Annotated in this window: 20 protein-coding genes; 9 read left to right on the forward strand and 11 right to left on the reverse strand. The window is 63.3% G+C overall.

What is annotated here, in order from left to right; all coding sequences use genetic code 11:
* Nucleotides 1-83: 83 nt before the first annotated feature.
* Genes IE095_RS09700 through IE095_RS09725 form a run of 6 tightly spaced genes read left to right on the forward strand, consistent with a single transcriptional unit; the run spans nucleotide 84 to nucleotide 6,111 of the window.
* On the forward strand, nucleotides 84-551 hold the full coding sequence (locus tag IE095_RS09700; RefSeq protein ID WP_189411450.1) for a formate dehydrogenase subunit gamma: 468 nt from the start codon (nucleotides 84-86) through the stop codon (nucleotides 549-551).
* Nucleotides 548-2,032 (forward strand): NADH-ubiquinone oxidoreductase-F iron-sulfur binding region domain-containing protein, encoded by a 1,485-nt coding sequence (locus IE095_RS09705; protein WP_189411451.1) that lies wholly within the window; start codon nucleotides 548-550, stop codon nucleotides 2,030-2,032. The genes IE095_RS09700 and IE095_RS09705 overlap by 4 nt, the downstream gene beginning before the upstream one ends.
* Complete coding sequence (locus tag IE095_RS09710) at nucleotides 2,029-2,241, forward strand: DUF4287 domain-containing protein (RefSeq protein ID WP_189411452.1); 213 nt, start codon at nucleotides 2,029-2,031, stop codon at nucleotides 2,239-2,241. The genes IE095_RS09705 and IE095_RS09710 overlap by 4 nt, the downstream gene beginning before the upstream one ends.
* A gap of 3 nt (nucleotides 2,242-2,244) precedes the next feature.
* Nucleotides 2,245-5,124 carry a formate dehydrogenase subunit alpha gene (fdhF, locus tag IE095_RS09715; protein WP_189411453.1) on the forward strand — a complete coding sequence of 960 codons (2,880 nt, stop codon included), beginning with the start codon at nucleotides 2,245-2,247 and terminating at the stop codon, nucleotides 5,122-5,124.
* A complete protein-coding gene (gene fdhD / locus IE095_RS09720; protein ID WP_189411454.1) occupies nucleotides 5,121-5,900 on the forward strand; it encodes a formate dehydrogenase accessory sulfurtransferase FdhD in 780 nt (259 codons plus the stop codon). Before fdhF ends, fdhD begins: the two co-directional genes overlap by 4 nt.
* A complete protein-coding gene (locus IE095_RS09725) occupies nucleotides 5,890-6,111 on the forward strand; it encodes a formate dehydrogenase subunit delta (protein WP_189411455.1) in 222 nt (73 codons plus the stop codon). The genes fdhD and IE095_RS09725 overlap by 11 nt, the downstream gene beginning before the upstream one ends.
* On the opposite strand, the gene IE095_RS09730 is transcribed toward IE095_RS09725, so the two are convergent.
* The 9 genes from IE095_RS09730 to IE095_RS09770 all read right to left on the reverse strand — a co-directional run bounded on the left by IE095_RS09730 (nucleotide 6,108) and on the right by IE095_RS09770 (nucleotide 13,784).
* A complete protein-coding gene (locus IE095_RS09730; protein WP_189411456.1) occupies nucleotides 6,108-6,287 on the reverse strand; it encodes a hypothetical protein in 180 nt (59 codons plus the stop codon). The genes IE095_RS09725 and IE095_RS09730 overlap by 4 nt on opposite strands.
* A gap of 141 nt (nucleotides 6,288-6,428) precedes the next feature.
* Entirely contained in the window at nucleotides 6,429-7,307 is an 879-nt protein-coding gene (gene rfbA / locus IE095_RS09735) for a glucose-1-phosphate thymidylyltransferase RfbA (RefSeq protein ID WP_189411457.1), read from the reverse strand.
* Entirely contained in the window at nucleotides 7,304-8,134 is an 831-nt protein-coding gene (gene rfbD / locus IE095_RS09740; protein WP_189411458.1) for a dTDP-4-dehydrorhamnose reductase, read from the reverse strand. Before rfbD ends, rfbA begins: the two co-directional genes overlap by 4 nt.
* Complete coding sequence (gene rfbB, locus IE095_RS09745; protein WP_189411459.1) at nucleotides 8,131-9,171, reverse strand: dTDP-glucose 4,6-dehydratase; 1,041 nt, start codon at nucleotides 9,169-9,171, stop codon at nucleotides 8,131-8,133. The genes rfbD and rfbB overlap by 4 nt, the downstream gene beginning before the upstream one ends.
* Nucleotides 9,168-9,725 carry a dTDP-4-dehydrorhamnose 3,5-epimerase gene (gene rfbC, locus IE095_RS09750; RefSeq protein ID WP_189411460.1) on the reverse strand — a complete coding sequence of 186 codons (558 nt, stop codon included), beginning with the start codon at nucleotides 9,723-9,725 and terminating at the stop codon, nucleotides 9,168-9,170. Before rfbC ends, rfbB begins: the two co-directional genes overlap by 4 nt.
* Nucleotides 9,726-9,773: 48 nt before the next feature.
* A complete protein-coding gene (locus IE095_RS09755; RefSeq protein ID WP_189411461.1) occupies nucleotides 9,774-10,511 on the reverse strand; it encodes an SDR family NAD(P)-dependent oxidoreductase in 738 nt (245 codons plus the stop codon).
* Complete coding sequence (locus tag IE095_RS09760) at nucleotides 10,508-11,728, reverse strand: MFS transporter (RefSeq protein ID WP_189411462.1); 1,221 nt, start codon at nucleotides 11,726-11,728, stop codon at nucleotides 10,508-10,510. Before IE095_RS09760 ends, IE095_RS09755 begins: the two co-directional genes overlap by 4 nt.
* Nucleotides 11,725-12,480 carry a DUF1365 domain-containing protein gene (locus IE095_RS09765; protein ID WP_189411463.1) on the reverse strand — a complete coding sequence of 252 codons (756 nt, stop codon included), beginning with the start codon at nucleotides 12,478-12,480 and terminating at the stop codon, nucleotides 11,725-11,727. The genes IE095_RS09760 and IE095_RS09765 overlap by 4 nt, the downstream gene beginning before the upstream one ends.
* Nucleotides 12,477-13,784, reverse strand: coding sequence for an NAD(P)/FAD-dependent oxidoreductase (locus IE095_RS09770; RefSeq protein WP_189411464.1), 1,308 nt, complete (start codon nucleotides 13,782-13,784; stop codon nucleotides 12,477-12,479). The genes IE095_RS09765 and IE095_RS09770 overlap by 4 nt, the downstream gene beginning before the upstream one ends.
* A 198-nt stretch (nucleotides 13,785-13,982) precedes the next feature.
* Here IE095_RS09770 and IE095_RS09775 point away from each other — a divergent pair, with 198 nt between their 5' ends.
* Both IE095_RS09775 and IE095_RS09780 read left to right on the forward strand, forming a co-directional pair.
* Nucleotides 13,983-14,519 carry a sigma-70 family RNA polymerase sigma factor gene (locus tag IE095_RS09775; protein WP_229804681.1) on the forward strand — a complete coding sequence of 179 codons (537 nt, stop codon included), beginning with the start codon at nucleotides 13,983-13,985 and terminating at the stop codon, nucleotides 14,517-14,519.
* A 12-nt stretch (nucleotides 14,520-14,531) separates the two neighbouring features.
* Entirely contained in the window at nucleotides 14,532-15,176 is a 645-nt protein-coding gene (locus IE095_RS09780; protein WP_189411465.1) for a ChrR family anti-sigma-E factor, read from the forward strand.
* Nucleotides 15,177-15,215: 39 nt separating this feature from the next.
* On the opposite strand, the gene dapD is transcribed toward IE095_RS09780, so the two are convergent.
* A complete protein-coding gene (gene dapD / locus IE095_RS09785) occupies nucleotides 15,216-16,043 on the reverse strand; it encodes a 2,3,4,5-tetrahydropyridine-2,6-dicarboxylate N-succinyltransferase (protein ID WP_189411466.1) in 828 nt (275 codons plus the stop codon).
* Between the two features lie 80 nt (nucleotides 16,044-16,123).
* Here dapD and IE095_RS09790 point away from each other — a divergent pair, with 80 nt between their 5' ends.
* Nucleotides 16,124-16,948, forward strand: a complete 825-nt coding sequence (locus IE095_RS09790) for an LOG family protein (protein WP_189411467.1) — start codon at nucleotides 16,124-16,126, stop codon at nucleotides 16,946-16,948.
* Here IE095_RS09790 and IE095_RS09795 read toward each other — a convergent pair.
* Complete coding sequence (locus tag IE095_RS09795) at nucleotides 16,941-17,660, reverse strand: heparan-alpha-glucosaminide N-acetyltransferase (protein WP_189411468.1); 720 nt, start codon at nucleotides 17,658-17,660, stop codon at nucleotides 16,941-16,943. The genes IE095_RS09790 and IE095_RS09795 overlap by 8 nt on opposite strands.
* Nucleotides 17,661-17,760 lie beyond the last annotated feature (100 nt).

The raw sequence follows: 17,760 nt of genomic DNA on the forward strand, positions 1-17,760 counted from the left end.
CAATCAACGATAGATCAATCTTGATTGGTCTATCAATTCGGGGGATGCTTGAGGAAACCCCACGGGCCACCCGAAAGGCAGCGATGAAAGACGTGACGGATTTGCCGGAGGACCGGCTTTCGCAGATTCTGGCGGATCATGCCGGGATTGAGGGGCCTTTGCTGCCCATCCTTCATGCGGTGCAGGCGGAATGGGGGCATGTGCCGGATGCGTTTCTGCCGCGCATTGCGCAGGCGCTGAACCTTTCCCGGGCCGAAGTGCATGGGGTGAAAAGTTTCTATCACGATTTCCGGGATGAACCGGCGGGGCGGCATGTGGTCAAGCTGTGCCGGGCCGAGGCCTGTCAGGCGATGGGTGGGGATGATCTGGCGGATCGGGCCAAGGCGCGGTTGGGTTGCGATTGGCATGAAACGGCAGGGAATGTGACGCTGGAGCCGGTGTTCTGTCTGGGGCTTTGTGCCTGCGGGCCTGCGGCGATGGTGGACGGTCGGCTGGTGGGCCGGGTGGATGCGGCGGTGCTGGACCGGCTCCTGGCGGAGTGTGGGGCATGAAGGTCTGGCTTTCACAGGATGCGGCAGCGAAGGCTTTGGGGTCTGAGGCCGTGGCGGCGGCAATTGTGGCCGAGGCGGCGCGGCGTGGGGTGGCCTTGGAGCTGGTGCGGACGGGTTCGCGCGGGATGGTCTGGCTGGAACCCTTGGCCGAGGTGCTGGTGGATGGGGTGCGCCATGCGCATGGGGCTTTGACGGTTTCGGGCGTGGGGGCGCTGTTTGATGCGCCTTTGGGGCTGGGACCGACGGAAGAACTGCCCTGGATGAAAGGGCAGACGCGGCTGACCTTTGCGCGCTGTGGGATCGTGGATCCGCTGTCGCTGGCGGATTACCGGGCGCATGGGGGCTTTGAAGGCTTGGCGCGGGCGCGGGCCTTGGGGGCCGAGGCCGTGGTGGCGGAAGTGACCGAGTCTGGCCTGCGCGGGCGCGGCGGGGCGGGGTTTCCGACGGGGATCAAGTGGAAGACCGTGGCGGGGGCCGTGTCGGAGCGGAAGTATATCGTCTGCAACGCGGATGAGGGGGATAGTGGAACCTTCGCCGACCGGATGCTGATGGAGGGCGACCCCTTTACGCTGATCGAAGGCATGGCGATTGCCGGGCTGGCGGTGGGCGCGCGGAAGGGATTTGTGTACATTCGTTCGGAATACCCCGATGCGATTGTGGTGATGCAGAAAGCGGTGGTTCTGGCCGCGCCGGAACTGGACGGGTTTGACGTTGAAGTGCGGGTTGGGGCGGGGGCCTATGTTTGTGGGGAAGAAACCTCGCTGCTGAACTCGCTGGAGGGCAAGCGCGGCGTGGTGCGGGCGAAGCCGCCCTTGCCCGCGTTGCAAGGGTTCATGGGCCAGCCGACGGTGGTGAACAACGTGATTTCCTTGGCCTCGGTCCCGGTGATCCTGGCGAAGGGGGCGGCGTTCTATAAGGACTTTGGGCTGGGCCGTTCGCGGGGGACGATCCCGTTGCAGATCGCCGGGAACGTGCGGTTTGGCGGGCTTTATGAATGTGCGTTCGGTTTGACCTTGGGCGAGATTGTTGAGGGGATTAGCGGGGGCACTTTGACGGGCCGCCCGGTGAAAGCGGTGCAGGTGGGGGGGCCTTTGGGGGCCTATTTCCCGCGCGACTTGTTCGACACGCTGTTTGGCTATGAAGAGTTCGGCGCGAAGGAAGGCTTGATCGGCCATGCGGGGTTGGTGGTCTTTGACGACAGCGCCGATATGCTGAAACAGGCGCGCTTTGCGATGGAGTTCTGCGCGGTGGAATCCTGCGGGAAATGCACGCCCTGCCGGATTGGCGCGGTGCGGGGGGTGGAAACGATTGATCGGATCGCCAAGGGCGACGCGGCGGCGGTGCCCTTGCTGACGGATTTGTGCGCCACGATGAAATCGGGGTCTTTGTGCGCCTTGGGGGGCTTTACGCCCTATCCGGTTTTGTCGGCTTTGACCCATTTCCCGGATGATTTTGTGCCGATGCGGGAGGCCGCGGAATGACCGAGAAGGTTCAAGGCCCGGCCTCCTATTTCCCGTCGATCGAAAAGAAATACGGCCAGCCGATCCAGCATTGGCTGGATCTGGCAGCGGCGCAGTCGGACATGACGCATATGCAGATTGTCGCCGTGCTGAAAGAAACCCATGGGCTGGGCCACGGCCATGCCAATGCGATTGTCGCCCATGTGCTGGCGCAGAAGAAAAAGGGATAGGCCATGAAAGATTTCATCATCCCCGACCGTGATTTCGGCACGCCTGCTGCGAAAAACAAACAAATGGTCACATTGAACATCGACGGTTTCGATGTGACCGTTCCCGAAGGCACCAGCATCATGCGCGCGGCGTTTGAGGCGGGCATTGCGGTTCCGAAATTGTGCGCGACAGACAGCGTTGATGCCTTTGGTTCCTGCCGTCTGTGCCTTGTCGAAATCGAGGGGCGGAATGGCACGCCAGCAAGTTGCACGACGCCTGTTGCCCCCGGCCTGAAAGTCCATACCCAGACCAAAAAGCTGAAAGATCTGCGGCGCGGGGTGATGGAGCTGTATATCAGCGACCACCCACTGGACTGCCTGACCTGCGCCGCCAATGGCGATTGCGAATTGCAGGATATGGCGGGGGCGGTGGGCCTGCGCGATGTGCGCTATGAGGCGCAGGCCACGCATTTCAAAGCGAAAAACACCAGCGGTGAGGCCAATCCGCAATGGCTGCCGAAAGACGAATCCAACCCCTATTTCACCTATGATCCGGCGAAATGCATCGTCTGTTCCCGCTGCGTCCGCGCCTGCGAGGAAGTGCAGGGCACCTTTGCCCTGACCATCGAAGGCCGGGGCTTTGACAGCCGGGTTTCGCCCGGCATGGCCAGCGACAATTTCCTTGAATCGGACTGCGTGTCTTGCGGCGCTTGTGTGCAGGCCTGCCCTACGGGCACGCTGCAAGAAAAGTCGATGATCGAGATCGGCACGCCCGACCGTTCTGTGATCACCACCTGCGCCTATTGCGGTGTCGGTTGCAGTTTCAAGGCGGAACTGCGCGGCGACGAATTGGTCCGCATGGTGCCCTATAAGCATGGCAAGGCGAACAGGGGGCATTCTTGTGTGAAGGGCCGCTTTGCCTATGGCTATGCGTCGCACAAGGATCGCATTCTGAACCCGATGATCCGCGACAGCATCAATGACCCGTGGAAAGAAGTGTCCTGGGCCGAGGCGATGGAGTTTGCCGCGAACCGGATGCAGGCCATTCAGGCGAAATACGGGCGGCGTTCGGTGGGGGTGATCACCTCCAGCCGCTGCACGAATGAGGAGACTTTCCTTGTTCAGAAACTGACCCGCGCCGTATTTATGAACAACAATACGGATACCTGCGCCCGCGTCTGTCATTCGCCCACGGGCTATGGTCTGGGGCAGACCTTTGGCACGTCGGCCGGGACGCAGGATTTCGATTCTGTGGAACAGACCGATGTGGTGATCGTGATGGGCGCGAACCCGACCGATGGGCACCCGGTCTTTGCGTCGCGTCTGAAAAAGCGTCTGCGCCAAGGTGCGCAGTTGATCGTGATTGATCCGCGCCGGATTGATCTGGTGGACAGCCCGCATATCAAGGCAGCGCATCATTTGCAGTTGCGCCCCGGCACCAATGTCGCCGTGATCAGCGCGCTCTCGCATGTGATTGTGACCGAGGGGCTGGCGGATGAGGCGTTCATTCAGGACCGTTGTGATTGGGATGAATTCCAAGACTACGCCGAATTCATCGCCGACCCGAAACATTCGCCCGAGGCCACTGAATTGTTGACCGGCGTGCCTGCGGCCACCTTGCGCGCGGCAGCGCGGGCCTTTGCCAAGGGCGGCAATGGCGCGATCTATTACGGGCTGGGTGTGACCGAACATTCGCAGGGGTCAACCACGGTGATCGGCATTGCGAACCTTGCGATGCTGACGGGGAACATCGGCCGCCCCGGCGTGGGGGTGAACCCGCTGCGGGGGCAGAACAATGTGCAGGGTTCCTGCGACATGGGGTCTTTCCCGCATGAACTGCCCGGCTATCGGCATGTGAAGAATGACGATGTGCGGGCGGTGTTTGAATCGATGTGGAATGTGACCATCGACAATGAGCCGGGCCTGCGGATTCCGAACATGCTCGACGCGGCGGTGGAAGGGTCGTTCAAAGGGCTTTACTGCCAAGGCGAGGACATTCTGCAATCGGACCCGGACACGAAACATGTGGCGGCGGGCTTGGCCGCGATGGAATGCGTGATCGTGCATGACCTGTTCCTGAACGAAACGGCGAATTACGCGCATGTGTTCTTTCCGGGGTCGTCCTTCCTGGAAAAGGACGGAACGTTTACGAACGCGGAACGGCGGATCAACCGGGTGCGCAAGGTGATGGCGCCGAAACAGGGCTATGAAGATTGGGAAGTGACGCAGTTGTTCGCCAATGCGATGGGGGCGGGTTGGACCTATACCCATCCGTCGCAGATCATGGACGAGATTGCGATGCTGACGCCCAGCTTTGCGGGGGTGAGCTATGAGCGGCTGGAGGAACTGGGCTCGGTGCAATGGCCGTGCAATGAAAAGCACCCGGAAGGCACGCCCTTGATGCACATTGACGGTTTTGTGCGCGGCAAGGGGCGGTTCATTCGGACGGAATATGTGGCGACGGATGAACGGACGGGGCCGCGTTTCCCGCTGTTGCTGACGACCGGGCGGATCCTGTCGCAGTATAATGTGGGGGCGCAGACGCGGCGGACCGAGAATGTCGTTTGGCATGATCAGGATGTGCTGGAAATTCACCCGCATGACGCCGAAAATCGGGGGCTGAAGGACGGCGACTGGGTGCGGCTGGCGTCGCGGTCGGGGGAAACCACGCTGCGGGCGAAAGTGTCGGATCGGGTGTCGCCGGGGGTGGTCTACACGACCTTCCACCATCCGGATACGCAGGCCAATGTCATTACGACCGATTATTCGGATTGGGCGACGAACTGCCCGGAATACAAGGTGACGGCGGTGCAGGTGATGCCGTCGAACGGGCCGTCGGATTGGCAGGTCGATTACAACGAACAGGCGGCGCTGTCGCGGCGGATCCTTTCGGCAGCGGAATGAAAAGCTTTCGCGCCATGGCCCGTGTCGGGGCGAAGCCCCGGACCTGCCCGGATGAGGTGGCGGTGGCGCTGACCTTTAACGGGACGACACAGGCGGTGATGATGGCGACGCCGGCGGATCTGGAGGATTTCGCCTATGGCTTTGCGCTGACCGAAGGGACGGCGCGGCCGCATGACATTGAAAGCGTGACGGTGGTGGAAACGCCCTTGGGGGTGGATTTGCAGGTCTGGACCACGGATGCGGCGGCGGAACGGCTGGCGGCGCGGCGGCGGTCGATGCTGGGGCCGGTGGGTTGTGGGCTGTGCGGGATCGATTCGCTGGAACAGGCGATGCGGGAACCGATGGCGGTGACGGGGCGGTTGGTGATGACGGCGGAGGAGGTGCGGCAAGCGATGGTCGATCTGCCGGGACATCAGCCGCTGCACGACGCGACGCGGGCGGTGCATGGGGCGGCGTTCTGGCAACCGGGTAAGGGGATCGTCCTGGCGCGCGAGGATGTGGGGCGGCACAACGCTTTGGACAAGCTGATCGGCGCGGTGGCGCGGGCGAGCCTTGGGCCGGGGGCGGTGTTGATCACCAGCCGGGTGTCGATTGACATGGTGCAGAAATGCGCGGCGCTGGGGGCGCCGGTGTTGGTGGCGGTGTCGGCGCCGACAGCGGCGGCGGTGGATATGGCGGCACGCGCGGGCTTGACGCTGGTGGCGGGGGCGCGGCCTGACGGATTTGATGTTTATACCCACGCGGAACGGATCAAGGATAAGACCCATGTCGCCTGACAAGCTGATCTATATGGCGAACCAGATCGCCAAATTCATGGAATCAAAGCCGGAATCCGAAGGGTTGGCGGGGTTCGCGGCGCATGTGAACGATTTCTGGGAGCCGCGGATGCGGGCGCAGTTCTTTGCGCTGCTGGATGCGGGGGCGGAGGGGTTCCGGCCGTTGGTTCTAAAGGCGGCGGGTTCGGTGCGCCGTCCGGTGGAAAGCTAGACGAAGACGGCGGTGGAAGAAGGGGTTTGGCGCGGCGGCATGGCGAGCGTCATGACCCCACCGATAAGGATTAGCGGGACACCGATTTCGGTGGTGCTGGCCAGCAAGAGGCCCGCGATCAGGGCCAAGGTGCCGATCATCATCCGGTTGGGGCGCATCATGAAAGACATCCGCATCTTTTGATCCATCCTGCTCAGCTTCGGGGGTTTGGCCCTTCTGACTAAAAAGCTAGGATTCGATTGGGACCAAATCTGGGCAGGAAATGACCCCTCTTTGGGCATTTCGGGGGTGCGTCGCCTAAATCGTTTACGGACTGTTTACAGCTTGTCGGACAGTAGGCCCAAGAGATAGCGACCATAGGCGTTTTTGGAAAAAGTGGCGGCGCGGCGGGAAAGATCGTCATCGCTGATCCAGCCGTTGCGCCAGGCGATTTCGTCGGGGCAGCCGACTTGTAGGCCCTGACGATCCTGAAGGGTGCGCACGAAGTTTCCGGCGTCGAGCAGGCTGCCGTGTGTGCCGGTATCCAGCCATGCAAAGCCGCGGCCCAAGCGTTCGACGGTGAGCTGGCCGTCGCGGAGATAGAGGTCCAACAGATCGGCGATTTCGAGTTCACCGCGGGGGGAGGGTTGGATGGCGGCGGCGCGGTCGGGGGCGGTGCCGTCGAGGTAGTAAAGCCCGGTGACGGCGTAGTTCGAGGCGGGCTTGGCGGGCTTTTCGATGATGGAACGGACACGGCCTTGATCGTCAAAATCGACGACGCCATACCGCTCGGGATCGGCGACGTGATAGCCAAAGACGGTGCCGCCGGGGCGTTGGTCGGCGGCGGCCAGCATTTCGGGCAGGCCGTGGCCGAAAAAGATGTTGTCACCCAGACACATGGCGGAAGGTGCGCCGTTCAGGAAGGTCTTGGCGAGGGTATAGGCCTGCGCCAGCCCATCGGGGCTGGGCTGCACGATCCATGTCAGCGACAGGCCCCATTGTGCGCCGTCACCCAGCAGGCGCTGGAATTGGGGCTGATCTTCGGGGGTGGTGATGATGGCAATCTCGCGGATGCCGCCCAGCATGAGGACGGAGAGCGGATAATAGATCATCGGTTTGTCATAGACGGGCAAAAGCTGTTTCGAGACGCCCATGGTGATCGGCCAAAGCCGTGTGCCAGAACCGCCAGCCAGAAGAATGCCTTTGCGAGTGGTCATTGCGCCCTCAATTCATGGATCACGCGGTCGAGCCCCGTTTCCCAGTTGGGCCGCTGCACGCCGAATTGCGCGGTAAAGCCGCTGCAATCCAATCGGGAGTTCAGGGGGCGCTGGGCGGGTGTGGGGTAATCGGTGCTGGGAATGTCGTGGATCTGGCAGGCAAGGCCCGCGCGGGCCATGACGTTGCGGGCAAAGCCTGACCAGTTGGTGTCGGGTTGGCCTGCGAAATGGAAAAGGCCCGATGCCGGGGCTTTGGCGACCGTCAGCAGGGCTTGGGCCAGAGCATCGGCAGGCGTCGGTCCGCCCCATTGGTCGGCGACGACGTTGAGGGTTTCGCGTTCGGCCCCCAGCCGCAGCATGGTTTTCACGAAGTTCGTGCCATGGGCCGAAAACACCCAAGAGGTGCGGATGACGGTGCCGCCATGCGCCAGAACCGCCTGTTCCCCGGCCCATTTGCTGCGGCCATAGGCCGAGAGGGGGGCGGGGCTGTCATCGGGCTGCCACGGCTGATCGCCAGAGCCGTCAAAGACATAATCGGTGGAGAGATGGATGAAGGGAAGGCCCCGTTCGGTGGCGACTTGGGCCATGGTGCCGGGGGCGGTGGCGTTGATCATATGGGCCAATTCCGGTTCGGTTTCGGCACGGTCCACGGCGGTATAGGCGGCGGCGTTGATCACCACCTGGGCATCGGTGGCCTTGATCGCGGCGGCGCAGGTCGAGGGGCGGGACAGGTCGGCCTGATCGCGGCCAAGGGTCAAGACATCCGCGGAGGCGCGCTGCAATTCCTGCGCGACTTGCCCGGTTTTGCCAATGACGAGAATCCTCAACCCTTTGTCCCCAATCTTTGGCCGACGCCCTGACGCACCAGCAGCGGTTGCCACCAATCACGGTTGGCCAGATACCATGCGACGGTCGCGCGAAGTCCCTGATCCAGCGTGACCGAAGGCCGCCAGCCGAGTTCATTCCGCATCCGCGCGGGGTTGATCGCATAACGCGCATCATGGCCGGGGCGGTCGGTGACATGGGTGATCAGCCGGGCATGGGGGGCGGTTTCAGGGTGGAGTTCGTCCATCAGGGCACAAAGGCGGTGGACAAGATCAAGGTTCGTCACCTCATTCTCACCCCCTATCGCATAGGTGCGGCCGGGTTTTCCTTGTGTCACCACCGTCAGCAGCGCATCGGCGTGATCTTCGACATAAAGCCAGTCGCGGATGTTCAGGCCCTGACCATAGATGGGGATGGGTTTGCCTTGCAAAGCGTTCAGGATCACCACGGGGATCAGCTTTTCCGGGAAGTGATAGGGGCCGTAATTGTTGGAACAATTGCTGATCAGGACGGGCAGGCCATAGGTTTCGCCCCAAGCGCGGACCAGATGGTCGCTGGCGGCTTTGCTGGCGGAATAGGGGGAGTTGGGGGCGTAGGGGGTGGTTTCGTCAAACTGGCCTTCGCTGCCCAAGGTGCCAAAGACTTCATCCGTCGAAATGTGGTGAAAGCGGAAGGCGGCTGGCTTGCCTTTGGTCGTCCAATAGGCGCGGGCGCATTCCAGCAGGTTGAAGGTGCCGGTGACATTGGTTTCGATAAAGGCGGCGGGGCCGTCGATGGAACGGTCAACATGGCTTTCGGCGGCCAAGTGCATGACGGCATCGGGCTGATGTTGCGCAAAGATGCGGTCAAGGGCGGCGCGGTCGCGGATATCGGCCTGTTCAAAGGCGTAAAGATTGCTGCCGGCGATGGGGGCAAGGTTTTCCAGATTGGCGGCATAGGTGAGGGCGTCGAGGTTGACGACCTGATGACCCTTGGCGACGGCTTGGCGCACGACCGCCGAGCCGATGAAACCCGCGCCGCCGGTGATCAGCAGTTTCATGGCGTCACCGTGAAGGGGCTGATTGTGTCGGCCCAAAGGGGTTGGATGCGGTCTTTGTCAGACAGGATGGGGTCTGTCACGCCCCAGTCAATGGCGAGGGTGGGATCATCCCAGCGGATGCCCGCGTCACAGTCGGGGGCATAGGGGGCGGAGCATTTGTATTGCACTTCGCAATCGTCGGTGAGGGTGACGAAACCATGAAGGAAGCCTTCTGGCACCAGCAGTTGTTGGCCGTTTTCGGCGGAAAGTTCGACGGCGACCCATTGGCCGAAATGGGGGGAGCCGCGGCGAAAATCGACGGCGATATCGCGCATGGCCCCTTTGGTGCAGCGGACGAGTTTGGCCTGTGCCATTGGGGGGCGTTGGTAATGCAGGCCGCGTAGGGTGCCTGCTTGGGCGGAAAGGGAATGGTTGTCCTGCACGAAACGGGTGGGGATTCCGGCGCGGTCAAAGGCCTGATCGGAATGGCTTTCGACGAACCAGCCACGGGCATCGCCAAAGCGGCGGGGGGTGAGGATCAGGACATCGGGCAGGGTGGTCTGTTCGACAAGCATCGGGCATCCTTGGGATTTCCTCAGCCCTACACCACCCGGCAGGCAAAGTCAGCCCTTGCCGAATAAAGGATACCAAAGGGCGTCGGGCAGGAACTGACCGCCGCGAAAGAGCCAGGAAAAGACGCGGGGGAAAGAGCGTTTGAAGGCGCGGGGGCTGTCCATGAGCGCCAGCATTTCGGCGGCGGCCTGATCGGGTTCCATGAGGAAAGGCATTTTGAAATTGTTCTTGTCGGTGAGCCTTGTGCGGATGAAGCCGGGATTGGCCAGTTGGACCTGAACGCCGGTGTGGCGGAGATCGGCGTAAAGGCTTTCGGCGAGAACCATAGTGCCGGCTTTACTGGCGGCATAGCCGATGGCCCCCGGCAGGCCGCGAAAGCCGGAGAGGGAGCCGGTGATGACGATATGGCCTTGGTTGCGGGCGGTCATTTGGGGGAGGACGGTGCCGATGACGCGGGCGCAGCCGGTGAAGTTGACGTTGCACATCGCCTCGACCTGATCCGCGTTCCAGCTTTGGGCTTTGACGGGCCAATAGACGCCGGCGAGGAAGACGAGGCCGTCAATTGGACCGATCTGCTGGGCGGCGGCTTGGACCGAGGCGGGGTCGGCGACATCCATGGGGAGGGCGGTGGCGCGCAAGGGAGTGGCGGCGGCCTTGAGGCGGTCGGGGTCGCGGGCGGAAAGGATGAGGTCTGCGCCCCTTGCGGCAAGGGCTTGGGCCAAGGCGAGGCCAAGGCCGTCGCTGGCGCCGACGAGCCAATAGCGTTTGCCTTTGTAATCGCGGGTCATGGGGTGATCCTTTCGTCGGGCAGGTTCAGGCGGAGGAGGAGGGCGATGGCGAGGAGTTTGAGGGCGCAGGGGAGGGCGGCATAGAGGAGGGTGAGGGCGGTAAGGGCGGTCTGGCCGCCGGATTGAAAGCCGAGGGACTGGAGGAGGGGGAGGAGGCCCCCGGCAGCGGCGGCGAGGGAGAGCTTGCCGGCAAAGGACCAGAGGCCGAAGCCTGTCGCCTCACCCAAACCCCGACGGGCAAGGTGGCGGGCAAAGAGGGCGGGAAGAAGGGTAAGGTCAGCGCCAAGGCCTGCGCCAGAGGCGAGGCAGATGAGGGCAAAGGGCCAAAGGTCGCCGGGGCCGAGGGTGAGGGCGAAGGCAAAGGTGAGGGTGGCAAGGATCATGCCGCCAAGCAGGGCCTGACGGGGGCCAAGTCGGTTGGCGAGGCGGACCCAGAGGGGGGCGGAAAGGGCGGCGGAAAGGAAGAAGATGAGGAGGAAGGGGCCTTCATAGCCGGGGGCGTTCAGGGCGCTTTCGACGAAGAAGAGGAAAAGGGTGGAGGTGACGGCGACGGGGGCGCCGTTGACGAAGGCGAGGAAGAGCAGGCGGCGGGTGGTGGGGTCGGCCAAGGCGGCGCGCAGGTTCAGGCGGGGGCCGGGTGTGGCGGTCCATTCGCGGCGCATGGCGATGGTGGCCATAAGGGCGAGGGCGGCGAAGCCGAGGGCGAAAAGGGCGAAGGGTTGGGGATGGACGGAGGCCAGCGCCACGGGGGCGACGGCAGCAAGGCAGACACCCAGAAGGCTGCCGGTTTCGCGCCAACCGGCAAGGCGGATATGGCCCGAGGGGCCAAGGCTTTCGGCGCGGGCGACGCCTTGGGCGTAGAAGGCGATGGTGAGGAAGGACCAGCTGCTGAACAGGAAGGTGAGGGTCAGGGCGAACCAGAGGGTGGGGGCAAAGGGGGGTGGGATGACGAACAGGGCGATCATCGCCCCGGTCATGATCGCCACCGCGCCGGTTGTCATCGCGCCGCGATGGGCGCGGGTGGCTTGGGCCAGCAGGCCCAGAAGGGGGTCTTGCACCACGTCGATCAGGCGGAGGGCCAGCAGGATCAGGCCCATGCTGGCGAGCGAAACGCCGTAGCTGTCGATGTAGAATTTGGGGGCGTGCAGATAGATTGGCAGGCCCGCCGCCGCGATCATGGCGGCATAGGCCGGCCACGGCCAGAGCCGCTGGCTCACTTGGACACCTCATGCGGCGGCGGTTCGGGGCGGTTGCGGAAGGCGGCCCCTTTCCACCACAGGCGCAGGGCCTGCCAATGGATCAGCGCCAGCACACGGCGGGAACCGAAGGGACGACGCAGGCAGGCGGCCAGAATGCTGCGGTTGGTGAGCGGTTGGCGCGGGCCGGTGAGGGTGGCGATGACGCCGTGGGGGCCGGCGTTGAAGTCGATCACGATGTGAATCTTGTCGGGGCGGATGTCGAAGCGGAATTGATAGCCGCCCGCGATGGGCTGGAAGGGCGAGACATGCAGCAGTTTCGTGGCGGTTAGTGTGTCTTCACGCGTGATGGGGGCGTGGTCGGGGCGGTGGCACAGATAGGAATGGCGGTCGCCATAGGTGTTCGTCACCTCGGCCAGTACCACGCGGAGCGCGCCCTTTTCGTCATGGCACAGCCAGAAACTGACGGGGTTGAAGACATGGCCGAGAATGCGGGGCTGGGCCAGAAGGTCGATGCGGGCGGGGGAGGGTAGGCCCTGTTCCGAAAGAACGCGGCGCACCCAAGCCGCCCCTGCGCCCTGCTTCGGCGGGCCACCGTGATCAACGTCCCAAAGGGACATGAGCCGCCCCCGGTTGCGCCCGAACAGGCGCGGGGCCTCCACCGGGGTTTCAGCATCCAGCAGCACATAGTCGATGCCATAGCGGAAGCGGTTTTCGACCGCCCCCTTGCGCCCGTGAAAGGTCTGGCCTGCGATGTGCTGGACGCGGGTCATTCCGCCGCCACGGCGCTGATCTGCGCTTGCCGCGCGGCGATGCCTTGGGCGACAGCTTCGGCGCTGGCAAAGCCGTCTTCGTGAAAGCCGTGGCCCATCCATGCGCCGCAGAACCATGTGCGGCGCGTGCCGTTCATCGCCTTGATCGTTTCCTGCGCTTTCAGCGCTGCCAGATCAAAGACCGGGTGATGGAAGCTGGCCACGTCATGCACCAGATGATCGGGAATGGCGCGGTTGGTGTTCAGGGTGACGAACAGCGGATCGTCCTTCGGAATGGGTTGCAGGCTGTTCATCCAATAGGACAGGTCGATCCTTTCGCGCGAAGGCCGCGCCGGTTCGACATAGGCCCAGCTTGACCAGACCTTGCGGCGTTTCGGCATGACGCTGGCATCGCTGTGCAACACGGCCTGATTGGGCTGATAGCGCACGGCGGACAGCGCCGCCCGTTCGGCAGGGGTGGCATCGGAAAGCAGGGCCAAGGCCTGATCGGAATGGCAGGCAAAGACGACATCATCAAAGGTTTCCCATTCGCCGCCCGTGACACGGACCATCGCGCCCTGCGGAATGCGCTGAACGCCCGCCACCTGTGCCCCCAGCCGCAATTCGACGCCATCGGCGACCATGCGGGCCTGCAAGCGGCGGACATATTCGACCGAACCGCCCTGAACCGTGTGCCATTGGTGCTGTTCGGCATAGCCCAGAAGGCCGTGGTTTTTAAAGAACTGCACAAGGGCATGGGCGGGGAAATCGAGGATGCCCGCCAAGGGGGTGGACCAGATCGCACCAGAGAAGGGGGTGATGTAATAGTCGCGGAACCAAGGGCCGGTGCCCAGATTGTCGAGCAGGTCGGCAATCGACTGGTCGGGGTTGGCGCGTGAGGCGGCGAGGGCGTTTTTGTTGAAATGCAGGATGTCGCGCAGCATCCGCAGAAAGGCGGGGCGGGCGAGGTTCTGTTTTTGCGCAAAGATCGTGCCGAAATCGGCCAGACCATATTCGACGCGACCGCCGTCGATGGAACAGCCAAAGCTCATCTTGGTGGGGACGGTGGGGACATCCAGCCTTTCGAACAGGGCGGTCAGGCGCGGATAGTTCACATGATTGAAGACGATAAAACCGGTATCGACGGGCTGATCACCTCTTTTGCCCGCGATGATGGTGCGGGCGTGGCCGCCCAGCCGGGTTTCGCTTTCAAAAAGCACGAGGGCGTGGTCGGCTGACAAAAGATGGGCGGCTGCCATGCCTGAAATCCCCCCTCCGATCACGGCGATGCGTCGCGGGCCGGGGCCGGGCATTTCAAAGGGCATGGTGGTTTCCTTTCTGTTTCAAACCAATACGCGGATAGCGGTGAAACGGATCATTCGGCAAAAAAGTTTCTGGCGGGTGATCCGGTGCGGGACATCGGGCGTATTTGGGCTATGTTGCTCGATGTGCAGATCAGACCGGATGAAGCCAGCCCCCCGCCGGGGGGTCGGCCGTATGCGGGGCGACAAAGGGACGAGCGGTTGAACGACGAACCAGACTGGACGGCGCTTGTTCTGCGGGTGCGGGATCATGGCGACAGGGCGGCTTTTGCCGCGCTGTTCCAGCATTTCGCGCCGCGGGTGAAGGCCTTTCTGATGAAATCGGGGGCTTCGGCCAGTTTGGCCGAGGAATGCGCGCAGGATGTGATGGCGACGCTTTGGCAAAAGGCGGCGCTGTTTGATCCGACGCGGGCCAGCGTGGCGACATGGGTTTTCACCATCGCGCGGAACCGGCGGATCGACGCTTTGCGCAAGGCGCGGCGGCCCGAGCCGGAAGACCTGCCTTGGGGACCGGAAGGGGAGCCGGATGCGGCCGAGGCGATGGCCTTGCAGGAAGACGTGTCGCGCCTGGGCAAGGCCTTGGCAGGCTTGCCGGAAAAGCAAAGGGCGCTGATCGAACGGGCCTATTTCGGCGATCTGAGCCATTCGGAGATTGCGGCAGAGACGGGTTTGCCGCTGGGAACAATCAAGTCGCGCATCAGGCTGGCCTTGGACCGGCTGCGGCATTCGATGAGTTGAAGGTTAGAGACGATGACGATCCGACACCATTTGCCTGACAATCTGCTGATGGCCTATGCGGCAGGCAATCTGCCCGAAGCCTTTCATCTGGTCGTGGCGACGCATCTGTCGCTGTGTGACACCTGCCGGGTGCAGGCGGCGAGCTTTGACGCCGTGGGCGGGGCTTTGGTCGATGATCTGGCGGGGTCGGCGATGAGCGAGGGGAGCCTAGAGGCCTGCCTTGCGCGGCTGGAGGCGACGCCGGTGCATCGGCGGGGGCCTGTGGCACGGCGGGAGGGGGTCTTTCCGGCGCCCTTGCAGGACTATGTGGGGGGCGATCTGGCGGCGGTGCGGTGGAAGGCGCTGGGTATGGGGGTGAAACAGGCGATCCTGCCGACGGGGCGGGGGGCGCGGGCGCGGCTTTTGTTCATTCCGGCGGGGGCGGCGGTGCCAGACCACGGGCATCGGGGCACAGAACTGACGCTGGTGCTGCAAGGGGCGTTCCGGGACGAGACGGATCGTTTCGGGCCGGGCGATGTGGAAGTGGCGGATGAGGATCTGAACCATCAGCCGGTGGCCGAGGCGGGGATGGACTGCATTTGTCTGGCGGCGACGGATGCGCCCTTGCGGTTCAACGCGCTGATCCCGCGGATCTTGCAGCCGGTGTTCCGGATATAAGGGGGTCGGGGGCGGCCCCCCCGACCTTTAGGTTGACTGTCAGTCGCGCAGCAGTTCGTTGATGCTGGTCTTGCTGCGGGTCTGGGCATCGACCTTTTTCACAATGACAGCGCAGTAAAGGTTGATGCCGTTCTTGGATGGCATGGAGCCAGCGACGACGACCGAACCGGCGGGAACCTCACCATAGGTGACGCTGCCGGTTTCGCGGTCAACGATCTTGGTCGATTTGCCGATGAAGACGCCCATGCCAAGGACCGAGCCTTCGCGGACGATGCAGCCTTCGACGACCTCGGACCGGGCGCCGATAAAGCAGTTGTCCTCGATGATGGTCGGGCCGGCCTGCATCGGTTCCAGCACGCCACCGATGCCGACGCCGCCGGAGAGGTGGACATGTTTGCCGATCTGGGCGCAAGAGCCAACGGTGGCCCAGGTGTCGACCATTGTGCCCTCATCGACAAAGGCCCCGAGGTTGACGAAGGAGGGCATCAGGACGACGCCCTTGGCGATATGGGCCGATTTGCGGACGATGGCGTTGGGCACGGCGCGGAAGCCAGCGGCGCGGAACTCGGATTCGCCCCAGCCGTGGAATTTGCTGTCCACCTTGTCCCACCAGCTGCCAGCCTGCGGACCGCCGGATTGCAGTTCCATATCCTTTAGACGGAAACCCAGCAGGACGGCCTTTTTCGCCCATTGGTTCACATGCCAATCGTTGTTGCCCTGCTTTTCGGCGACGCGCAGGGTGCCTGCGCCCAAAGCCTCCAGCGTGGTCTCGACGGCATCGCGCGTCTCGCCCTTGGTGGCGGGGGTGATGGTGTCGCGGGCTTCCCACGCGGACTCAATAGCGGCTTCAAGGGCGGCGTGGGACATGGGGCAGTTCCTTTTGCGATTGGCCTTGGTTGCCATCGCCTATAAGGCTTGGGCAAAGCCCCTGCAATTGGCCCTGACGCATGACCCAAGACGACAGCCGCAAGCATCCTTTGCGTGACAGCACCCAAGACATCCGCGCGGCGGACCGTATCCCGGATACGCCGCAGACCCGTTCGCCCGCCTATCGTCTGGCCTTTGCCGATCAGGAGTTCCTGACGCGCGAGGAATTGCGACCGGTGCGTTTGCAGTTGGAGTTGCTGAAGCCGCAGATGTTGCTGGACGAATGGGGGATCAATTCGACCATCGTCATGTTCGGCGGGGCGCGGATTCCGGCCCCGGAGCAGGCCGATACGGCGCGGACGGAAACGCTGCGGGGGCTGACCCGCTATTATGATGAGGCGCGGGAGTTTGCGCGGATCATGACGCTGCGCAGCAAAGCCTCGGGTGGCACGGACGGCGTGATCGTCACCGGCGGCGGGCCGGGGGTGATGGAGGCGGGCAACCGCGGGGCGGATGAGGCGGGGGGCGTGTCGATCGGGCTGAACATCGTGCTGCCGCATGAGCAGGCGCCGAATGAATTTGTGACGCCGGAACTGTCGTTCAACTTTCACTATTTTGCGATCCGCAAGATGCATTTCCTAATGCGGGCGCAGGCGATCTGTGTGTTTCCGGGGGGCTTTGGCACGCTGGACGAGATGTTTGAAAGCCTGACGCTAATTCAGACGCGGCGGATGAAGCCTTTGCCCTTCCTGCTGTTCGGCAAGGAGTTCTGGGAAAAGATCATCGACTGGAAAGCCCTAGCCGAGGCGGGGGTGATTTCGGACAGTGACCTGTCGCTGTTCCAATATGTGGAAACGGCAGCCGAGGCGGTGGCGGTGCTGGACAGCTGGCAGCCGCTTATCTGAGCCAGATCCAAAGGTTGAAAAGGCCGATGAGAACCGGCTGATGGATCAGATAGATCGGCAGCGAATGCTGGCCGGGCCAAGATAGGGCGCGCGTAAGCGGTGTGGCGGGGCGTTGGAGCCTTTGCCAGAGGCCCATTTGCGTGGCCAATTTGGCCAGCGCGAGGCCCGCCAGAAACGGGGCGAGCCAAGGAAACAGCGGCACGTAATCGACCGAGAGGAAGGGTTCGGTGCGCAGGCCCAGCCAGACAAGGGCGGGATGGTCGAAAAAGGGGTCGCGCAGATAGCTGGGGGCGATAAAGGCCAAGGCGGCCGCGATCAGGGTCAGGGCGGCGGGCAGGCGCAGGAAGATGAGGCCCAAGAGGCTGCACAGGGCAATGCTGTGCAGGATGCCGAAGCGGACATAATATTCGCCCATGAAGGCCCAGGTGCCAAGGCCGACCAAGCCCGCCGCAGCGGTGATGATGGCCAGACGGCGGGCAAAGGCGGGCCAGCGAAGGCCTTGGCCGTGGGCGAGCCAGAGGCTGACACCCGCCAGAAACAGAAACGATCCGGCGATCAGCCGCGCGAACCAGAACCAGAAGCCCTGATAGATCGTGTCGGGGGGCAGATAGCCGAACATCTGGAGGTCAAAGGTCAGGTGGAACGCCAGCATCCCCAGCAAGGCGAGGGTGCGGGCGATGTCGAGGGCTGCTATCCGTTCGGTCTTGGCCATGATCTTCCCCTATTCGCCCCACCCATCCCGCAATCGCGCGGCCCCGTCCAGCCACTTCCTGCCTTGCCCAAGCGCCAGCCGCGGCCTATTTCCAAGCGGG

This window comes from Neogemmobacter tilapiae, from assembly GCF_014652215.1.
GTDB lineage: Bacteria > Pseudomonadota > Alphaproteobacteria > Rhodobacterales > Rhodobacteraceae > Neogemmobacter > Neogemmobacter tilapiae.